General features: G+C 64.6%; 17 protein-coding genes. 7 read left to right on the plus strand and 10 right to left on the minus strand.

Features of this window, described 5'->3' with window-relative positions; translation table 11 throughout:
- Positions 1 to 11 precede the first annotated feature (11 nt).
- Both AC1D2G_RS02215 and AC1D2G_RS02220 read right to left on the minus strand, forming a co-directional pair.
- A complete protein-coding gene (locus tag AC1D2G_RS02215; RefSeq protein ID WP_477411721.1) occupies positions 12 to 1,247 on the minus strand; it encodes an amidohydrolase/deacetylase family metallohydrolase in 1,236 nt (411 codons plus the stop codon).
- A gap of 39 nt (positions 1,248 to 1,286) precedes the next feature.
- A complete protein-coding gene (locus AC1D2G_RS02220; protein WP_477305485.1) occupies positions 1,287 to 1,688 on the minus strand; it encodes a RidA family protein in 402 nt (133 codons plus the stop codon).
- Between the two features lie 185 nt (positions 1,689 to 1,873).
- On the opposite strand from AC1D2G_RS02220, the gene AC1D2G_RS02225 reads away from it, so the two are divergent.
- Positions 1,874 to 2,362, plus strand: a complete 489-nt coding sequence (locus AC1D2G_RS02225) for a hypothetical protein (RefSeq protein WP_477411722.1) — start codon at positions 1,874 to 1,876, stop codon at positions 2,360 to 2,362.
- Positions 2,363 to 2,390: 28 nt separating this feature from the next.
- Here the strand turns inward: AC1D2G_RS02225 and AC1D2G_RS02230 are convergent, their stop codons facing one another.
- Entirely contained in the window at positions 2,391 to 3,026 is a 636-nt protein-coding gene (locus AC1D2G_RS02230; protein WP_477411723.1) for a methyltransferase family protein, read from the minus strand.
- A gap of 270 nt (positions 3,027 to 3,296) precedes the next feature.
- On the opposite strand from AC1D2G_RS02230, the gene AC1D2G_RS02235 reads away from it, so the two are divergent.
- The 4 genes from AC1D2G_RS02235 to AC1D2G_RS02250 all read left to right on the plus strand — a co-directional run bounded on the left by AC1D2G_RS02235 (position 3,297) and on the right by AC1D2G_RS02250 (position 6,710).
- Entirely contained in the window at positions 3,297 to 3,554 is a 258-nt protein-coding gene (locus tag AC1D2G_RS02235; RefSeq protein WP_477411724.1) for a hypothetical protein, read from the plus strand.
- Between the two features lie 32 nt (positions 3,555 to 3,586).
- Positions 3,587 to 4,384: a COG4705 family protein gene (locus AC1D2G_RS02240; protein ID WP_477411725.1), complete on the plus strand. Its 798-nt coding sequence runs from the start codon at positions 3,587 to 3,589 to the stop codon at positions 4,382 to 4,384.
- 281 nt (positions 4,385 to 4,665) lie between these two features.
- Positions 4,666 to 5,343 (plus strand): winged helix-turn-helix domain-containing protein, encoded by a 678-nt coding sequence (locus AC1D2G_RS02245; RefSeq protein ID WP_477411726.1) that lies wholly within the window; start codon positions 4,666 to 4,668, stop codon positions 5,341 to 5,343.
- On the plus strand, positions 5,340 to 6,710 hold the full coding sequence (locus tag AC1D2G_RS02250; RefSeq protein WP_477411727.1) for a sensor histidine kinase: 1,371 nt from the start codon (positions 5,340 to 5,342) through the stop codon (positions 6,708 to 6,710). Before AC1D2G_RS02245 ends, AC1D2G_RS02250 begins: the two co-directional genes overlap by 4 nt.
- Before the next feature lie 22 nt (positions 6,711 to 6,732).
- Here AC1D2G_RS02250 and AC1D2G_RS02255 read toward each other — a convergent pair whose 3' ends face one another.
- Entirely contained in the window at positions 6,733 to 7,161 is a 429-nt protein-coding gene (locus tag AC1D2G_RS02255; RefSeq protein WP_477411728.1) for an Lrp/AsnC family transcriptional regulator, read from the minus strand.
- Between the two features lie 181 nt (positions 7,162 to 7,342).
- Between AC1D2G_RS02255 and AC1D2G_RS02260 the strand changes: the two genes are divergently transcribed.
- On the plus strand, positions 7,343 to 8,446 hold the full coding sequence (locus AC1D2G_RS02260) for a saccharopine dehydrogenase family protein (RefSeq protein ID WP_477411729.1): 1,104 nt from the start codon (positions 7,343 to 7,345) through the stop codon (positions 8,444 to 8,446).
- Between the two features lie 173 nt (positions 8,447 to 8,619).
- On the opposite strand, the gene lpdA is transcribed toward AC1D2G_RS02260, so the two are convergent.
- The 4 genes from lpdA to AC1D2G_RS02280 all read right to left on the minus strand — a co-directional run bounded on the left by lpdA (position 8,620) and on the right by AC1D2G_RS02280 (position 13,870).
- Positions 8,620 to 10,011 carry a dihydrolipoyl dehydrogenase gene (gene lpdA, locus AC1D2G_RS02265; protein ID WP_477411730.1) on the minus strand — a complete coding sequence of 464 codons (1,392 nt, stop codon included), beginning with the start codon at positions 10,009 to 10,011 and terminating at the stop codon, positions 8,620 to 8,622.
- Between the two features lie 286 nt (positions 10,012 to 10,297).
- Positions 10,298 to 11,620: a dihydrolipoamide acetyltransferase family protein gene (locus tag AC1D2G_RS02270; protein ID WP_477411731.1), complete on the minus strand. Its 1,323-nt coding sequence runs from the start codon at positions 11,618 to 11,620 to the stop codon at positions 10,298 to 10,300.
- Position 11,621: 1 nt separating this feature from the next.
- Positions 11,622 to 12,635, minus strand: coding sequence for an alpha-ketoacid dehydrogenase subunit beta (locus AC1D2G_RS02275; protein WP_457153072.1), 1,014 nt, complete (start codon positions 12,633 to 12,635; stop codon positions 11,622 to 11,624).
- A gap of 2 nt (positions 12,636 to 12,637) precedes the next feature.
- Complete coding sequence (locus AC1D2G_RS02280) at positions 12,638 to 13,870, minus strand: thiamine pyrophosphate-dependent enzyme (protein ID WP_477224795.1); 1,233 nt, start codon at positions 13,868 to 13,870, stop codon at positions 12,638 to 12,640.
- A 514-nt stretch (positions 13,871 to 14,384) separates the two neighbouring features.
- Here AC1D2G_RS02280 and holA point away from each other — a divergent pair.
- Positions 14,385 to 15,428: a DNA polymerase III subunit delta gene (gene holA, locus AC1D2G_RS02285; protein WP_477411732.1), complete on the plus strand. Its 1,044-nt coding sequence runs from the start codon at positions 14,385 to 14,387 to the stop codon at positions 15,426 to 15,428.
- Between the two features lie 292 nt (positions 15,429 to 15,720).
- Here the strand turns inward: holA and AC1D2G_RS02290 are convergent, their stop codons facing one another.
- Both AC1D2G_RS02290 and AC1D2G_RS02295 read right to left on the minus strand, forming a co-directional pair.
- Complete coding sequence (locus AC1D2G_RS02290; RefSeq protein WP_477224796.1) at positions 15,721 to 16,608, minus strand: ParB/RepB/Spo0J family partition protein; 888 nt, start codon at positions 16,606 to 16,608, stop codon at positions 15,721 to 15,723.
- Positions 16,609 to 16,674: 66 nt separating this feature from the next.
- Positions 16,675 to 17,475 carry a ParA family protein gene (locus AC1D2G_RS02295; protein WP_095084379.1) on the minus strand — a complete coding sequence of 267 codons (801 nt, stop codon included), beginning with the start codon at positions 17,473 to 17,475 and terminating at the stop codon, positions 16,675 to 16,677.
- Positions 17,476 to 17,511 lie beyond the last annotated feature (36 nt).

Consider the following 17,511-nt stretch of genomic DNA (forward strand, 5'->3'; position numbering starts at 1 on the left):
ATTGGCTCTCATCACTCGTGCCGATGCCCAAAGTGCCGCGACGCCACCTCGACATGCGTATGCGCGGGATGCGCCTCAAAACGCTCGGTCTCGCTGGCATCGTTGATCGCCTCGTTCGGCCACCAGGTGCCGCCGATGGCGATGCCTTCGCAGACCAGCCGCTGGTCGGCGACCAGCGAGGCGCCGACCGCGTCGACAAAGGTAAAGCGACCTGGGCGCTGCCGCAGCACGGCGACGTCGCCGACGGTGCCGACCGCCAGCGTGCCGAGGTCGGGCCTGGCAATCGCCTGCGCCGGGGCTTGTGTCGCCGCGCGTAGAACCTCGACCAGCGGCATACCGAGCGCCAAAAGCTTCGACATGCAGACCAGGATGTCGAAGGCTGGCCCGTCGACGCAGTAGAGATGGACGTCGCTGCTGATCACGTCGGGCGCCAGCCCTTCCTCGAGCATGGCCCGCGCGACCGCGAAATCGAACGAGCCCATGCCATGGCCGAGGTCGAAGATGACGCCGCGCTCGCGCGCCAGCCGCATGTCAGGCCGCACCGCGCCGGAGGCGAACACCGGCGCGTTGGGGAACGGCCGGAAGCAGTGGGTGAGGATGTCGCCCTTGCGCAGGCGCGGCAGCACTTCCGAGCGGCCGGGCGGCGGCTCGTCGATATGCGCCATCAGCGGCAGGCCGGCCTGGTCGGCGGCCTCCAGCGCCAAGTCGACCGGGGCGATGCCGCTGGTGCCGCCGGCGTGGCGACCTGAGCGAACTTTGACACCGACCACGACATCGCGGTGTTCGCGTGCCGCGGCCACGACCTCGCGCGGCTCGCACAGCCTGAGATCGCTGCACTCGCCGACCGACACCGTCTGCGAGAAGCCGAAGATGCCGGCAAAGGAAATGTTGACATAGGCCAGGATGCGCACCTTCGAGCGCTCCATGACATGGCGGCGGAAGCCGAGGAAATTGCCCGCGCCCGCACTGCCCGCATCGATGAAGGTGGTGGTTCCGCTTTTGGCGGCCAGCCGGTCGGCATCGACGCCGAGCGAGGTGCCGCCCCAATAGACGTGGCTGTGCAGGTCGACGAGGCCCGGCGTGATGATGCAGCCGGTGGCATCGACGACCTGCGCGGCGCGGTCGGCCGGGATATCGGCATCGACCGCGGCAATGCGGCCATTGGCAATGGCGACATCGCGCGGCGCATCGAGCCCGGTGGCCGGGTCGATCAGCCGTCCGCCCTTCAGCAGGAGGTCGAATTGCATTGAGGTAACCTCCGTCTCGTTGTCTTGCCGCCTCGGGACTTAGACCGGCCGGTAGGCGACGGCCTCGACTTCGATCTTGATGTCGATCATCAGCCGCGACTCGACTGTGGTGCGGGCCGGCGGGTTCTTCGGGAAATGCCTGGCGTAGGCCGCGTTGAAGGCGCCGAAATCGCGCGCGTCCTCAAGCCAGACCGTGGTCTTGACGACATCGTCCAGGGTGCAGCCGGCCAGCGCCAGCGCGGCCTTTACATTGGCGAGCACCTGTTCGGTCTGTTCCGTTATGCCGCCCTTGACCACGATGCCGTCGCTGCCGACGGGAACCTGGCCCGAGACATAGACGAAATCGCCGGCGCGTACGGCCGGCGACAGCGGCACATGCGACGTTCCAAAACACTGCTTCGGCAAGGGATGGCCTCCTCTGATGGCGTGACGGAGCGCCATGGGGAGCGCTCACTTCGATCGACATCTACCGCGATCGGGGCGATCCTCATAGGGGCTCTGTTGGAAAGCAACATTTTCACGGAATCCGTGTTGCTTTATTACAGAAGCGCTTGCATCGTGCGCGCCGTCAGGCTGCTTTGAAGCCGAGACGATAGACGCATTTGTGACCCGGAGAGAGTGAAAAAATGCCCTACGACAAGAACCCGTTTCCGGCCGGCGATGCCGACCGCCACGCGCTCTGGGAAATGCTGGTGCGGCGCGACATCGACGCCTTCATCGGCCAGGACTGGTCGATGGTCGAGGATGATTTCGTGGCCTCGAGCTTCTTCGGCATGCATGCGCATTTCCTTAGCAATGCCGACGCCTGGAGGCTGCAGTTCCCGCGGCTGGAGGTCTATCGCGACGAGTGGTTGCGCCAGGCCAAGGAGACCGCGGCGACGAAATTCGCCGAGCCGCTGCGCGAGGCGCTGTTTCGCGTCACCAACATGCGCGACATCGATGTCGACGGCGATCGCGCCGTGCTGCACAAGAAATTCGACGGCACCGTCGCCAAGGCGGACGGCAGCGTCGACAGGCTGAAATGGCAGACGCTGTATTTCTGCTCCAAGGTCGAGGGAAGCTGGAAGATCGCGGGCTTCGTCGGCTACATGCCGCATCCGCTTGGCAGCTCGTAGCGCTGGTTGAGCGGCGCTGCGCCGCTGATCAGTAGATCGTGACGAAGGCCGGGAACAGCAGGCCGGTCGCCCGGAAATGCTCGACCAGTTCGATGGCCGGGAAGATGGCGAGGAAATAGAGCCCGTCATAGAACGTGCGCTTCAGCGCCAGCGTCGAGAACTGCATTTGGTCATGGTCATGATACAGAAGCGGATTTGGCCAGAACCGGGGGGTGTTCTTGACATAGGCAAGGTAGGTCGGGCCAAACTTGCCAAGCAGGAATCCGGCTTCCTTGCGCGCCGTGACGCGGAAGATGAAAAAGCTGGCAAGGCCAAGCGCGACGGCCGCCAGCAACGAGCCGTAGAGCAATCCGACGCCGACCGCGCCGACCGTCGAGAAGAAGTAGAGCGGATTCTGGGTTATCGAAAACGGTCCCGTCGAGACCAGTTCCTCGTTCTTCTTGCCGCCGACGTAGAGGATGCTCCACAGCCGTCCGGCGACGCAGACCAGCACCAGGCTGAAGCCGAACAGTTCGAGCGTCTCGTGCCCGTTCGAGCCCTCGCTGAGCGCCGGTTTGGTGAGAAACAAAAGCAGCACAGCCAGCACAGCCGCCACCCGCACGAAGATCAGCCGCTTGCGTTGGTTGAAGGCCCGAGAAACCGGCTTTAGGGTAGCGTAGGTCATCGTGTTTCCTGGAGCGCTGGCAACCGGGCGTCCGGCAACCTGGGGGCACTGGGCCACCCCATTGATGGCGGATGCAAGGCGCCCGGTCTTCTATCAGCGCACCGCGAGGCGTTCGTAAAGGCTTTTCGCGCGGCCCCAGCCCATTCTTACGAATTTGTAAGCCGCCGGACAGGCGAGCGTGAACTCGCTTCCCTACTGTGCTGGTGTCGGATCGGCCACCACCGGGCCGAATTCAATTGCCGCAACCGGCATCAAACAGGGAAACATCTCATGAGCCGATTAGCGCTAGCCATCGCACTGGTCACCCTCGCCTTGTCCAGTTCGGTTTCCTCCGTGTTTGCCGCCACCGCGCCTTGCGAGGATACGCTGAAGACCCTTCGTGCGGCGGAGGCGGCGGCCACGCTCAGCGCCGCGGACAAGGCGAAGGTCTCGGAACTGGAGGCCAAGGGCATCGAACGCTGCAACGCCGACGACGACAAGCGCGCCGACGAGTTCTTCGCCCAGGCCATGAAGGTCATGGGCAAATAGTGCCGCGAACCACCAGCCGCAGGACGTCCGCCATGCTTTCTCCCACTACGCCAAATCCCGCAGTTCCCAGCCACAACAGGGTCCCGGAGGTCACGGTCGATTTCTGGCTGATCAAGCTGATGGCGGTGACCATGGGAGAAACGGCGGCCGACTATCTCGCCGTCAACCTCGGCCTCGGCCTGACCGTCACCTCGCTGGTCATGACCGGCATCCTGGTCGTCGCCCTTGTCCTGCAGTTCGCGCAGAAGCGCTACGTGCCCTGGGCCTACTGGCTGGCGGTGGTGCTGATAAGCATCGTCGGCACGCTGATTACAGACAATCTGGTCGACAATTTCGGCGTACGCCTGCAGACGACGACCATCGCCTTCTCGGTGGCGCTCGCCGCGACATTCGCCGTGTGGTACGCCAGCGAGCGAACGCTGTCGATCCACACCATCGTCACCACCAGGCGCGAGATCTTTTACTGGCTGGCGATCCTGTTCACCTTCTCGCTCGGCACCGCCGCCGGCGACCTTGTCGCCGAGAGCTTCGACGTGGGCTACCTGACGTCAGGCCTGCTGTTCGGCGGCGTCATCGCGCTCATCGCGCTTGCCTGGTACCTGCTTCATCTCGACGGCATCCTGGGCTTCTGGCTCGCCTATATTCTGACACGGCCGCTTGGCGCCTCCTTCGGCGATCTCTTGTCGCAGCCGGTCGAATATGGCGGCCTGGGTTTCGGCACCATTTTCACCAGCCTGATCTTCCTTGGCTGCATCATTGGTCTCGTTCTCTACATGACGCTCAAGAAAACTGCCGACGAGGCCGACGAAATCCTGCTGGAATCGGACTAGGCGAAGTCTTGTCGGGTCGCTTGCATTGACGGTCCACATACCTGGGCGATCAGCCGGAACGCCCATCGCTTCGTCATCCACGGGCGGAGCAAGGAGCGCAGCGACGCAGCGCAGACCCGAGCATCCATGCCGCGAGATTGGCCGAAGGATGCAGCGGAGCAGAATTCCGTACCGCTACATCGATTTGGCGGCGCGGTATGGAAGCAGCCTCGCGACATCCTAGGAACGGGCCCATGCCGGTGCTAGCCTCTCACCGAAATCGGCCACAGACCGGAACAGCCATGCGACTTCTGCTTGTCGAGGACGACCACAGGACGGCCGATTACATCGTCCGGGGATTAACCGAGGCCGGCCATGTGTGTGACCTGCTGCGCAACGGCCACGACGCGCTCTTCGCGGCGACCACCGGCAGCTATGACGTGATCATAGCCGATCGCATGATCCCGGATCTCGACGGCCTGTCGATGATCAAGGCGGTACGCGCCGCAGGCGTGCGCACGCCGGCGATCTTCCTCACCTCCGTCGGCGGCGTCGACGACCGCGTCGAGGGACTCGAGGCCGGCGGCGACGATTATCTGGTCAAGCCCTTCGCCTTTTCCGAGCTTCTCGCCCGCATCAACGCACTTGGCCGCCGGCCGGCCGCGCAGGAGCAGAAGACCGTTTTGCGGGTTGCCGACCTCGAAATGGACCTGATCATGCGCCGTGTCACGCGCCAGGGCCAGCCGATCGACCTGCAGCCGCGAGAGTTCAGCCTGCTGGAGGTGCTGATGCGCGGCGAAGGACGCGTGATCACCCGCACCATGCTTCTGGAGCGCGTCTGGGATTTCCATTTCGACCCCAAGACCAGCGTCGTCGAAACCCATATCAGCCGGCTGCGGGCCAAGATCGACAAGCCTTTCGAAACCCAGCTTATCCACACCGTCCGCAACACCGGCTACAGTCTGCACGCAGCGCCATGACCGGAGCATGGCCCCGCCTGCTGCGCAGCACGCCGTTCCGGCTCGCCCTGACGTTCGCCTTCCTGTTCATGCTCGCCTTCGTGCTGTCGGGCGCCATCGTCTACCAGATGATGAGCGCCGATCTTGCCGAGCAACTCGACGACACCATCAAGGAAACCTACGCGGTCATCGCGGCGACCTATGCCGACAAGGATCTCAAGGAGCTTGTCGAGACCATCGAAAGCCACTCCATGCGCAGCCCGAAGAAGGAACAGCTCTTTTCGCTGACCGACGCGGCCGGGAACCGCAAGGCCGGCAATTTCACGGCGGCTGGACTTCCCGACGGCTTCTCGATGTTCAACGCCGAAATGCCCGGCGTGCCGCCCGGCGCTGAATACCGTGCCTATTCCGGCTCGATTGGCGGCAACAATCTGACGGTCGCCTTCAGCCTGTCCGAGACCGAGGAACTGGAAACGATCATGCTGATGAGCTTCGGCTGGGCGACGCTGATCATCACCGGGCTGGCGGTCGCCGGCGGCGCGCTGCTCGCCTCGCGCGTCCAGCGCCGGCTCGACGGCATCGCCGCCACCATGGTGGATGTTTCGCATGGACGGTTGGATACCCGCATCCCGCTGACCGGCAAGGACGACGACATCGACATCGTCTCCCGCCAGGTCAATGCGGCGCTCGACCGGCTGTCGGCATTGGTCGAAGGCATGAAACAGGTCAGCGCCGACATTGCCCACGACCTGAAGACGCCGCTCAACCGCCTGCAGATGATCCTGGAAGGCGCCGCCGCCGGGGCCGCGCAGGGCCGGGAGGTCTCCGACGATCTGGCCGAGGCGCGCGCTGAGGGTCACCAGATCAACGAGACCTTCGATGCGCTGTTGCGCATCGCCCAGATCGAGGCCGGCGCCCGCAGGGCGCGCTTTACCGATGTCGCTCTCGGCGAAATCCTGCAAACCATCGCCGAGATCTACACCGACGTGGCCGAGGACGACGGCAAGGTGCTGTCGTCGACCAAACTGAACGAAACCGCGAACCGGATCCATGGCGATCGCGAGCTGTTGACGCAGATGTTCGCCAATCTGGTGGAGAATGCGCTGCGCCATTGCCCGCCCGGCACGACGATCAAGCTGTCAGTGACCCGCCAAGGCGATCGCGTTGTCGCCAGCGTCGCCGACAATGGACCCGGCATCCCTCCGGAAGAACGCGAGAAAGTGTTCCAGCGGCTCTACCGGCTTGACCACAGCCGGTCGACGCCGGGCAGCGGCCTCGGCCTCAGCCTAGTGCGCGCCATAGCCGATCTGCACAGCGCGTCGATCGCTCTCGACGATTGCCGGCCGGGCCTCGCGGTGGTGGTGAGCTTTCCGCTGGCATTTGGTTAGCCGGCGATCCAGCTTGGGCCCATCAGCGGTCAATGCGCGTCGACAGGATGATCGACGACAAGGTTCGCTCGACCCCGTCCATGGCGCCGATCTGGTCGAGCAGCATATCGAGGTCTCGGATCGATGGCGCATCGACGATGACGATCATGTCGAAATTGCCGCTGACCGAATGCAGCGTCCTGACCGGGGGCAACGCTTGCAGGCCGCGCACCACCTTGTCGGCGAGCTTCGGCGTCACGGTGAGCAGCACATGCGCCCGCACCAGCCCCTGCTCGTAGTCCGGCGCCAGTCGGACGCCGTAGCCGGTGATGATGCCGCGCTGCTCCAGTCGGTCGATCCGGCTCTGCACCGTTGTGCGCGAGACACCGAGCTTCCGCGCAAGCTCGGCGGTCGAGGCACGCGCATTGTCGCGCAGCAGGGAAAGCAGGGCCTGTTCGGCTTCACTGAGCATTTCGACGATTCTCTCCGGCATAATGCACAATCAGAGTTTCGTTTCGAACAATTCCACGCTTCCTTTCGACGGGCAAGCTGCGATTCTGATGCATATCTCCCAAAAGTGCGCAGCGGTTTTGGGACAAACGACATGCACAAAACTATGTGCTCAGGTTCAGCTTTTGGGTGAGGGACGTTTCATGAAGAAAATTGTTGTTGTCGGCGCCGGCAAGATCGGCTCGACCATTGCCGAAATGCTCGCCGCCACCGGTGACTACCACGTCACCCTGGTCGACCGCTCGGCGGTACAGCTCGCCGCCGCCGAACTGCCGGCCACGGTTGCCACGCTGGAACTCGACATCGAGGCATCGGGCACGCTCGAGGCGGCCTTGGCCGGCAAGTTCGCGGTGCTCGGCGCCGCCCCCTTCCACCTGACCACGCGCATCGCCGAGGCAGCGGCAAACGCCGGCGTGCACTATCTCGACCTCACCGAGGATGTTGTCAGCACCAGGCGGGTCAAGCAGCTGGCGCTCTCGGGCAAGAGCGCCTTCATCCCGCAGTGCGGGCTGGCGCCGGGCTTCATCTCGATCGTCGCCAACGATCTCGCCAGCCGCTTCGACACGCTGGAAAGCGTGCGCATGCGCGTCGGCGCGCTGCCGCAGTATCCGTCGAATGCCTTGAACTACAATCTGACCTGGAGCACCGACGGCGTCATCAACGAATATTGCGAGCCTTGCGAGGCGATCGTCGAGGGCGAGCTGATCGAAGTGCCGCCGCTGGAGGAGCGCGAGGAGTTCTCGCTCGACGGCGTCACCTACGAGGCGTTCAACACCTCGGGCGGGCTGGGCACGCTGGCCGAAACGCTGAAGGGCAAGGTGCGCACGCTGAACTACCGCACCATCCGCTATCCCGGCCACGCCGCGATCATGAAGGCGCTGCTCAACGACCTTGGCCTGCGCCACCGCCGCGACGTGCTGAAGGACATCTTTGAAAGCTCCTTGCCGGCGACGCTGCAGGATGTCGTGATCGTCTTCGTCACCGTCTCAGGCCGCAAGAACGGCCGCCTGCTGCAGGAAACCTACGCCAACAAGATCTATTCCAAGCGCGTCGGCGACGTCGTGCGCAGCGCCATCCAGATCACCACCGCCTCCGGCATCTGCGCCGTGCTCGACATGCTGGCCGACGGGACTTTGCCCGCGACCGGTTTCGTCAAGCAGGAAGACATCGCGCTCGACGCCTTCCTCGCCAACCGTTTTGGCCGCGCCTATGCGCAGCACGAAATGGTGAGCCGGCTCGCAAGCTGAGATTTCGGGCCGTTCTTGCCTTCTCCCCTTTCGGGAGAGGGTGGATCGGCGCGCAGCGCCGAGACGGTTGAGGGGTGTTGGACGGAGAGCTGTCGGTGCCACGCCGGAGCACCCCTCATCCGTCGCCTTCGGCGACACCTTCTCCCACAAGGGGAGAAGGGAAAGCCGCCGCCTCATATATGCAGCGCGTGCCCCAGCGCCTTGAGCGCCGCTTCCTGGAACCCTTCGCCTTGCGTCGGATGGGCATGGATGGTGCCGGCGATATCCTCCAGCCGCGCACCCATTTCCAGCGCCAGCCCAAAGGCTGCCGCCAGTTCCGACGCGCCCTGGCCGACTGCCTGGATGCCGAGCACCAGATGATTGTCGGCGCGGGCGACGACGCGAACGAAACCGTCTTCGCCGAGTTTCGTCATCGCCCGGCCGTTGGCGGCAAACGGGAACATACCGATCTTGATCTCGCCGCCCGACGCCTTGGCCTCCTCCGGCGACAGGCCGGCCGTCACCAGCTCGGGATCGGTGAAGCAGACGGCGGGAATTGAGCGCTTGTCCCAGCTGCGCTTGTGGCCGGCAACGATCTCGGCGACCATCTCGCCTTGCGCCATCGCCCGGTGCGCCAGCATCGGCTCGCCGGTGACGTCGCCGATGGCGAAGATGCCGCGCATCGACGTGCGGCACTGGTCGTCGATGCGGATGAACTTTCCCGCCATCTCGAGGTCGATCTGGTCGAGCCCCCAGCCTTCGGTCACCGGCTTGCGGCCGACCGTCACCAGGATCTTGTCGGCGGCGACCTTGGCATTCTTGCCGTCCGATGTCTCGACCAGCAGCGCGCCGCCCTTGGTCCCCTTGGCCTTGGCGCCTGTCATCACCTCGACGCCGAGCGCGGCGAGCCGCTTGGCCACCGGCCGCGTCAGCTCGGCATCGTACTGCGCCAGCACGCGCGGCAAGGCCTCGACCACGGTCACCTCAGCGCCCATCTTGGCGAAGGCAATGCCGAGTTCGAGCCCGATATAGCCACCACCGACGACGGCGAGCTTCTTCGGCACTTCGCTCAGGGCCAGCGCCTCGGTCGACGAAATCACCGTGTCGCCGAACGGCAGGAACGGCAGCTCGACCGGCGCCGAGCCGGTGGCGATGACGATCGTCTCGGCGCGGATCACCTGCACGCCGGTCTCGGTCTCGACCGCGACCGTCTTGCCGTCACGAAACGTCGCCCAGCCATGCACGGTCTTGACCCCAGCCTTCTTGAGCAGGCCGGCGACGCCACTGTTGAGCCGGCTTACGATGCCGTCCTTCCAGGCGACGGTCCTGGCAAGGTCGAGCACGGGAGCGGTGACCGAGATGCCGAGCGGGCTGTTGCCGCCCACCATGTGCGACACCTTCTCGAACTCCTCCGCCGCATGGATAAGCGCCTTGGAGGGGATGCAGCCGACATTGAGGCAAGTGCCGCCCGGCTTGCCAGCCTCGACAATCACCGTATCGACGCCGAGCTGGCCGGCACGGATGGCGCAGACATAGCCGCCGGGGCCGGCGCCGATGACGAGCAGCTTGCAGGAGATTTCTTTCATGTCAGCTGCATCCTTCCAGTAAGAACTGCCGGCCACAGTGTCCATCCGGCGGCGTCGTGCTGCCCCTCATCCGCCTGCCGGCACCTTCTCCCCGTATAGGGACGGGGAGAAGGGAGACCGCCGCGACCTCGGCGCCTTCTTTGCAATGCTGGCGATTGGCGAAACCCCCAATGCCAGCGTCTTTCTCCCCGTCCCTATACGGGGAGAAATGCCCGGTAGGGCAATGAGGGGCAGCGCGACGCTGCAAGGCAGGTGGAGCAAAACGCTGAGAAGGCATGTCACCCCCTCAATCCACAAAAATCAGCGCCGGCGTTTCCAGCAGCGTCTTGATGTGCTGGATGAAGACGGCGGCGTCCCAACCGTCGATCACCCGATGATCGAAGCTGGAGGACAGGTTCATCATCTTGCGCGGCATGAACTGGGTGCCGTCCCACATCGGCCGCACCATCATCTTGTTGACACCGATGATCGCCACTTCCGGATGGTTGATGACAGGCGTCGTCGCCACGCCGCCCATGGCACCGAGCGAGGTGATGGTGATGGTCGAGCCGGACAGCTCGTCGCGTGTCGCAGTGCCGGACTTGGCCGCCTCGGCAAGCCTGATCACCTCGGCGCCGCACTCCCAGATGTCGCGTGCCTCGGCATGCTTGACCACCGGCACGACCAGCCCCGACGGCGTCTGCGCGGCTATGCCGATATGGATGCCGCCGTGCTGGTGGATGACGCCGGCCTCGTCGTCGAACAGCGAATTGAGATTGGGCTGGTCTGCTATCGCCTTGACCATCGCCCGCATCAGGAACGGCAGCAGCGTCAGCTTCGGCCGCTCCCCCTTGACCACTCGCTTTTCCTTGTTCAGCGCCGCACGCAAGTCCTCCAGCGCCGTGACGTCGATCTCCTCGACATAGGTGATGTGCGGGATGCGCGATTTGGACAGCGTCATTTTCTCGGCGATCTTGCGCCTCAGGCCCACCACCTTGATGTCCTCGACCGCGTCGTTGCGGGCGAGGCCTGATGTTTTCGCAACTTGGGGTCCGCGCGCCAAAAAAGCTTCGATGTCCTCATGACCGATGCGGCCGGCCGGGCCGCTTCCGGCAACTTGCCTGAGATCGATGCCGGCCTCCTTTGCCCGCAGGCGGACCGCGGGCGACGCCAGCGGCTTTTCGCCCTCCTGACGCGGTGCGCCGGAGACGGAAGGCTGCCGCGGGCTTTTCGAGACGGCGGGCGCAGGTTTCACGTCTGTCCCGCTCGCCTTTGGCGGCGCCTTCGCGGCTGGCGCGGCGGTCTCGGGCTTCGGGGTCGGCAGCTTCGCCGGCGGCTCAGCGGCCACCACTTCAACCTCACCGCCCTGCGGCTTCACATTGCCCTCGCCTGCCACCTTCAACCGCACGATCGGCGAGCCGATCGCCACCGTGTCGCCGATCTCGGCGCCCAGCCAAAGGATTTCGCCATCGACCGGCGACGGAATCTCGACCGTCGCCTTGTCGGTCATCACCGCGGCAAGCACGGTGTCCTCGCGCACGATATCGCCGATCTTGACGTGCCATTCGACGAGCTCTGCCTCGGCGACGCCTTCGCCGACATCGGGCAACTTGATGATGTGTTCGCCCATCCTAAGCTCCCATGGTTTCCAGCAGCGCCCGGCCGACGCGCGCCGGACCGGGGAAATAGTCCCACTCCTGGGCATGCGGGTAGGGCGTGTCCCAGCCGGCGACCCGCGCCACCGGCGCCTCCAGATGGTAGAAGCAGTTTTCCTGCACCAGCGCCGACAGCTCGGCACCGAAACCGGAGGTCAGCGTCGCCTCATGCACGATGACGCAGCGCCCGGTCTTCTTGACCGAAGCGACGATGGCGTCGAGGTCGAGCGGCAAGAGGGTCCGAAGATCGATGATCTCGGCATCGATGCCGGTTTCCTCGACGGCGGCCTGCGCGACATAGACCATGGTGCCGTAGGCCAGCACCGTGACCGCCGAGCCCGGCCGGCGGATCGCTGCCTTGCCGAGCGGCACCGTGTAGTGGCCGTCGGCGACCTCGCCGAGCGCATGCTTCGACCACGGCGTCACCGGCCGGTCGTGGTGGCCGTCGAACGGCCCGTTGTAGAGCCGCTTCGGCTCGAGGAAGATCACCGGATCGGGATCCTCGATTGCCGCGATGAGCAAGCCCTTGGCATCATGCGGGTTGGACGGCACCACGGTCTTCAGCCCCGACACATGGGTGAACAGCGCTTCGGGGCTCTGGCTGTGCGTCTGGCCGCCAAAGATGCCGCCGCCGGTTGGCATGCGCACCACGATCGGGCAGGTGAAATCGCCGTTCGAGCGGTAGCGTAGCCGCGCCGCTTCCTGGGTCAACTGGTCGTAGGCCGGATACATGTAGTCGGCAAACTGAATTTCCACGCATGGCTTCAGCCCGTAGGCGGCCATGCCGATGGCCGAGCCGACAATGCCGGATTCGTTGATCGGCGCATCGAAGCAGCGGCTGTTGCCGTACTTGGCCTGCAGGCCTTGCGTGCAGCGGAAGACACCGCCGAAGAAGCCGACATCCTCGCCGAACACGACGACTTTGTCGTCGCGCCCCATCGACACATCCATGGCGTCGCGGATCGCCTCGATCATGGTCCGTCTTGGCATGGTCAGACCCCCGCCTGCTGGCGCTGGCGCCGCAGATGCGGCGGCATCTCGGCATAGAGCCCCTCGAACATGTCGCGCGTCGACGGCTTGCCGCCGGCATGCAGCGTGCCGTGGCTCTCGGCTTCTTTCTGCGCCGCGATCACCGTGTCGAGGATTTCCGCCTCGGCCTGCGCATGCCGCTCGTCCGACCAGACGCCGAGCTGGATGAGGTGGTTCTTCAGCCGCACGATGGGGTCGCCAAGCGGCCAGGCGTCGGATTCGGTCTTTGGCCGGTAGGCCGAGGGATCGTCCGAGCTGGAATGCGCGCCGGCGCGGTAGGTGACATATTCGACCAGCGTCGGCCCGAGATTGCTGCGCGCCCGCTCGGCCGCCCATTTGGCCACCGCATGGACGGCGAGATAATCATTGCCGTCGACGCGCAGCGACGGAATGCCGAAGCCGAGGCCGCGGGCAGCGAAGGTGCCTGAGCCGCCACGCGCAATGCCCTGGAAGGTCGAGATCGCCCATTGGTTGTTGACAACATTGAGCACCACGGGCGCCTTGTAGGTGGAGGCGAACACCAGCGCCGAATGGAAGTCGGATTCTGCCGTCGAGCCGTCGCCGATCCAGGCGGCGGCGATCTTCGAATCGTTCGAGATCGCCGAGGCCATCGCCCAGCCGACCGCCTGGATATACTGCGTCGCCAGATTTCCGGAGATCGAGAAGAAGCCGTGCTCCTTCGACGAATACATGATCGGCAATTGGCGGCCCTTCAGCGGGTCGGCCTCGTTGGAGTAGATCTGGTTCATCATCGTGACCATCGGATAGCCGTCGGCGATGAGCAGCCCTGCCTGCCGATAGGTCGGAAAATTCATGTCGCCGGGGGCAAGTGCCTTGCGGAAGGCGCAGGCCACCGCCTCCTCGCCCAGATGCTGCATGTAGAACGACGTCTTGCCCTGGCGTTGCGCCATCTGCATGCGCGCGTCGAAGGTTCGCAGCGTCATCATGTGGCGCAGGCCGGCCAGAAGCTCGTCGCTGGAAAGCAGGCCGGCCCAGGGGCCGACTGCTTCGCCATTGCGGTTCAGCACCCGGATGATCGAGAAGGCGTAATCGCGGATGGTGCGCGGATCGACATCGATGTCGGGGCGCGGCACTGAGCCGGCCTTGGGGATGGGCACGTTGGAAAAGTCGGGGGTTCCGCCCGGCCGCACTTCCGGTTCCGGAACGTGAAAACGCAACATCCCAGCATCGGCCATGACCTTTGTCCTCCAACGTTGCCTGGCCCCAAATTTCCCTGGCCCAAACTTCCCCGGCCAAGGATATTTGCATATCTGCGCCACCAGACCAGTGCGAATTCGACGGGGCAGGCCTTTCGGGCCTCGATCCAAGATCCAGCCTCCCCGGCACAACATGAAGATATCTCCGCGAAATTTCTTGTCGATATTGGGCGGCGGCGCGCAATTTGGGGCAAGGTTGCCGGAGGTTTGCCGGAAGATAAGGTGATTGGGCGGATCAAGCGACTGGTGCTGCGGCAGGAGCCGCCAATCTGCCCCCTCGTGGGGGAGATGCCCGGCAGGGCAGAGCAGGGCGTGAAGGATCACCACTTTGGTGTGTTAGAAACAGGCGAAAACAGGCCTTGGGGCAAATCGCAGCCGACAGAGAGGTCGGCGGGACAGCGCCCCCCTCTGTCCTATCGGACATCTCCCCACAAGGGAGGAGATCGCGCTCTCCACCGTTCACTCCGCCCCGGCATCATGCTAACCACCCCCCATGGCACAGAAGAAAGCTTTCGAGGTCGATTCCTGGCTGGCCCGTCCGGACCAGCGCATCTCGATCGTCCTGCTTTACGGCCCCGATCGCGGGCTCGTCGCCGAGCGCGCCAAGGCCTTTGCCGAGAAGACCGGCCTGCCGCTCGACGATCCGTTCTCCGTGGTCAGGCTCGACGGCTCCGAGGTTGACCGCGACGAGGGCCGGCTGCTCGACGAGGCGCGCACCGTGCCGATGTTTTCCGACCGGCGCCTCTTGTGGGTGCGCAACGCCAGCGGCCAGAAGGCGCTGGCCGACGACGTCAAGATTTTGACTGCCGAGCCGCCACGCGACGCCATCATCCTGATCGAGGCCGGCGATCTCAAGAAGGGCGTCGGGCTGCGTGCTTTGGTCGAGGCGGCGGACAATGCCATGGCGCTGCCCTGCTATGCCGACGAGGCCCGCGACATCGATGCCGTCATCGACGACGAATTGCGCAAGGCCGGCATGTCGATGACGCTGGAGGCAAGACAGGCGCTGCGCCGAAATCTCGGCGGCGACCGGCTGGCCTCGCGCGGCGAGATCGAAAAGCTGATTCTCTACGCCCATGGCCAGAAGGAGATCGGGCTGGAAGAGGTCAGGGCGATGTCGGGCGACGTCTCAGGCGCCTCTTTCGATGACGCCGTCGACGCACTGCTCGAAGGTAAGGTCGGCGACTTCGACACCGCCTTCACCCGCCATTGCCAATCCGGCGGCCAGCCATTCCTGGTGCTGTCATCGGCGATGCGGCAGTTGCAGGCGATCCAGGCCATGCGCGGCCAGATGGAGTCTGCCGGCCGCAACGCCGCCTCGGTCGTTGCCGCCGCCCGCCCGCCGGTTTTTTTCTCGCGGCGCAAGCTGGTGGAGAAGGCGCTGGAGCGCTGGAGCAGCGAAGCCCTCGGTCGCGCGCTGACCCGGCTGCAGACCGCTGTGCTGCAGACGCGGCGGCGCCCGGATCTCTCCGTCGCTCTGGCGCGGCAGGCACTGCTTGGCATTGCGGTGGAAAGCAGCCGGCTGGCGCAGCGGTAGTTTTGGGACTGACGGCTCAGCCGTCGAGGTCAGCGCCACCCCTCATTGCCCTGCCGGGCATTTTTTCTCGTAGAACGGGGAGAAAGGGGCTGGCTGCAACGCTGGCGCTTTCCTGCGACGTTGGCGATTGTCGAAACCGCTGATGACAGCGTCCCTCGCCCCGTTTACGGGGAGAGGATGCCGGCAGGCAGGTGAGGGGCGGTGCTGGCGTGCCAAGCACTTGGAATGACAAGCGGATTCGAGTTAAGTAGGCTCTCGGGAATTAGCCGCCACCAGGATATTCGCCGGCTAACTACCGCTCCTGCTTCAGCCTGCGGCACAGCTCGTCGAGCTGCTCCAGCGACCGATACGCGACACGAAGCGTGCCGCCTTTGCTCTTGTGGTCGATCGACACAATCATCCCGGTCGTATCGGTCAACAGCTTTTCCAGCGCCAGCGTGTCGGCGTCCTTCTGTTCAGGACTTGCCGCCGGCTTGGCTTCCTTTGCCTTGCTGCCGGCCGGCATCTGCGCCAGCGCCTCGGCCTGGCGCACCGAAAGCCCTTCTTCGACGATGCGCTTGGCAAGCCCGGCCGGATCCTCCGCCGTCACCAGCGTGCGGGCGTGGCCCGCCGACAGCGCGCCGTCGACCAGCATGTCGCGGATCACATCCGGCAGTTTCAAGAGCCTGAGCGTGTTGGCGACATGGCTGCGGCTCTTGCCGATCACCTGGCCGAGATCGGCCTGGGTGTAGCCATGATCGTCGATCAGCTGCTGGTACCCAAGCGCTTCCTCGACCGCGTTGAGGTCGGTGCGCTGGACGTTCTCGATGATCGCCAGTTCCAGCGCGGTGCGGTCGTTGACCTCGCGGATGATGACCGGGATCTCGTTCAGCCCGGCGCGTTGCGCCGCACGCCAGCGCCGCTCGCCGGCAATAATCTCGTAGCGGCCGGCCTGTGTCGGCGACGGCCGCGCCACCACCGGCTGTACGACGCCATGCTCGCGGATCGAGTGGGCGAGGTCGGTGAGTTCGGCCTCGCCGAAATGCCGTCGCGGATTCTTCGGATTTGGGGTCAGGAACTCGATCGGCACCTTGCCGTCGGCGCTCATCCCAGGCTTTTCGGGTGCCGCAGGACGATCGATCTCGCCGATCAACGCTGCCAGTCCCCGCCCCAGTCTTTTTCTCGAAAGGTCTTCGCTCATAACACTTCCAGTTACATTCCAGATCGTTTCGGTATCGAATCGGCTCTTAATTAAGCATTTGGCTAATCAAGCGGCGCGCAATTTGCGCTCACGGCGGATCACTTCCGACGCAAGCTGCAGATAGGCCTGGCTGCCTGAGCATTTCAGATCGTACAGGATCGCCGGCTTGCCGTAGGACGGCGCCTCGGACACCCGCACATTGCGCGGAATGATGGTCTCGTAGACCTTGTCGCCCATATGCGCCCGCACATCCTGCACCACCTGGTTGGCGAGATTGTTGCGGCCATCGTACATGGTCAGCACAATGCCCTGGATGGTGAGATCAGGATTGATCGAACGACGCACCTGCTCGACGGTTTCCAGCAACTGGCTCAAGCCTTCGAGCGCGAAGAATTCGCACTGCAGCGGCACCAGCACAGAATCGGCCGCGGCCATCGAGTTCAGCGTCAAAAGATTGAGCGAAGGCGGGCAGTCGATCAGCACATAGCCGAAACCGGCCGAACGGTCGGCCGAGGCACGCAAGGCGTTGCGCAGCCGTAGCACCCGGTCTGGCGCCGAGGCGATTTCCATCTCGATGCCGAGCAGGTCGAGGGTCGACGGCACGATCGACAGGCCGGGCACCGCCGTCGGGATCGCCGCGGCTTCCAGATCCAGTTCGCCTGTCAGCACGTCATAGGACGAGACCGTCCGATCCTTGCGGTCGATGCCGAGGCCGGTGCTGGCATTGCCTTGCGGATCGAGGTCGACGATCAGCACCTTTTCACCGATCGCCGCGAGCGCAGTAGCCAGATTAATGGCGGTGGTCGTCTTGCCGACGCCGCCCTTCTGGTTGGCTACGGTGATGATTCGGGGGCCATTCTTCATCATGGATCTATGCCAGAAATTCATTTTTGGGTCGCCTGG

The sequence above is a fragment of the Mesorhizobium sp. P2_C7 genome, from assembly GCF_056404515.1.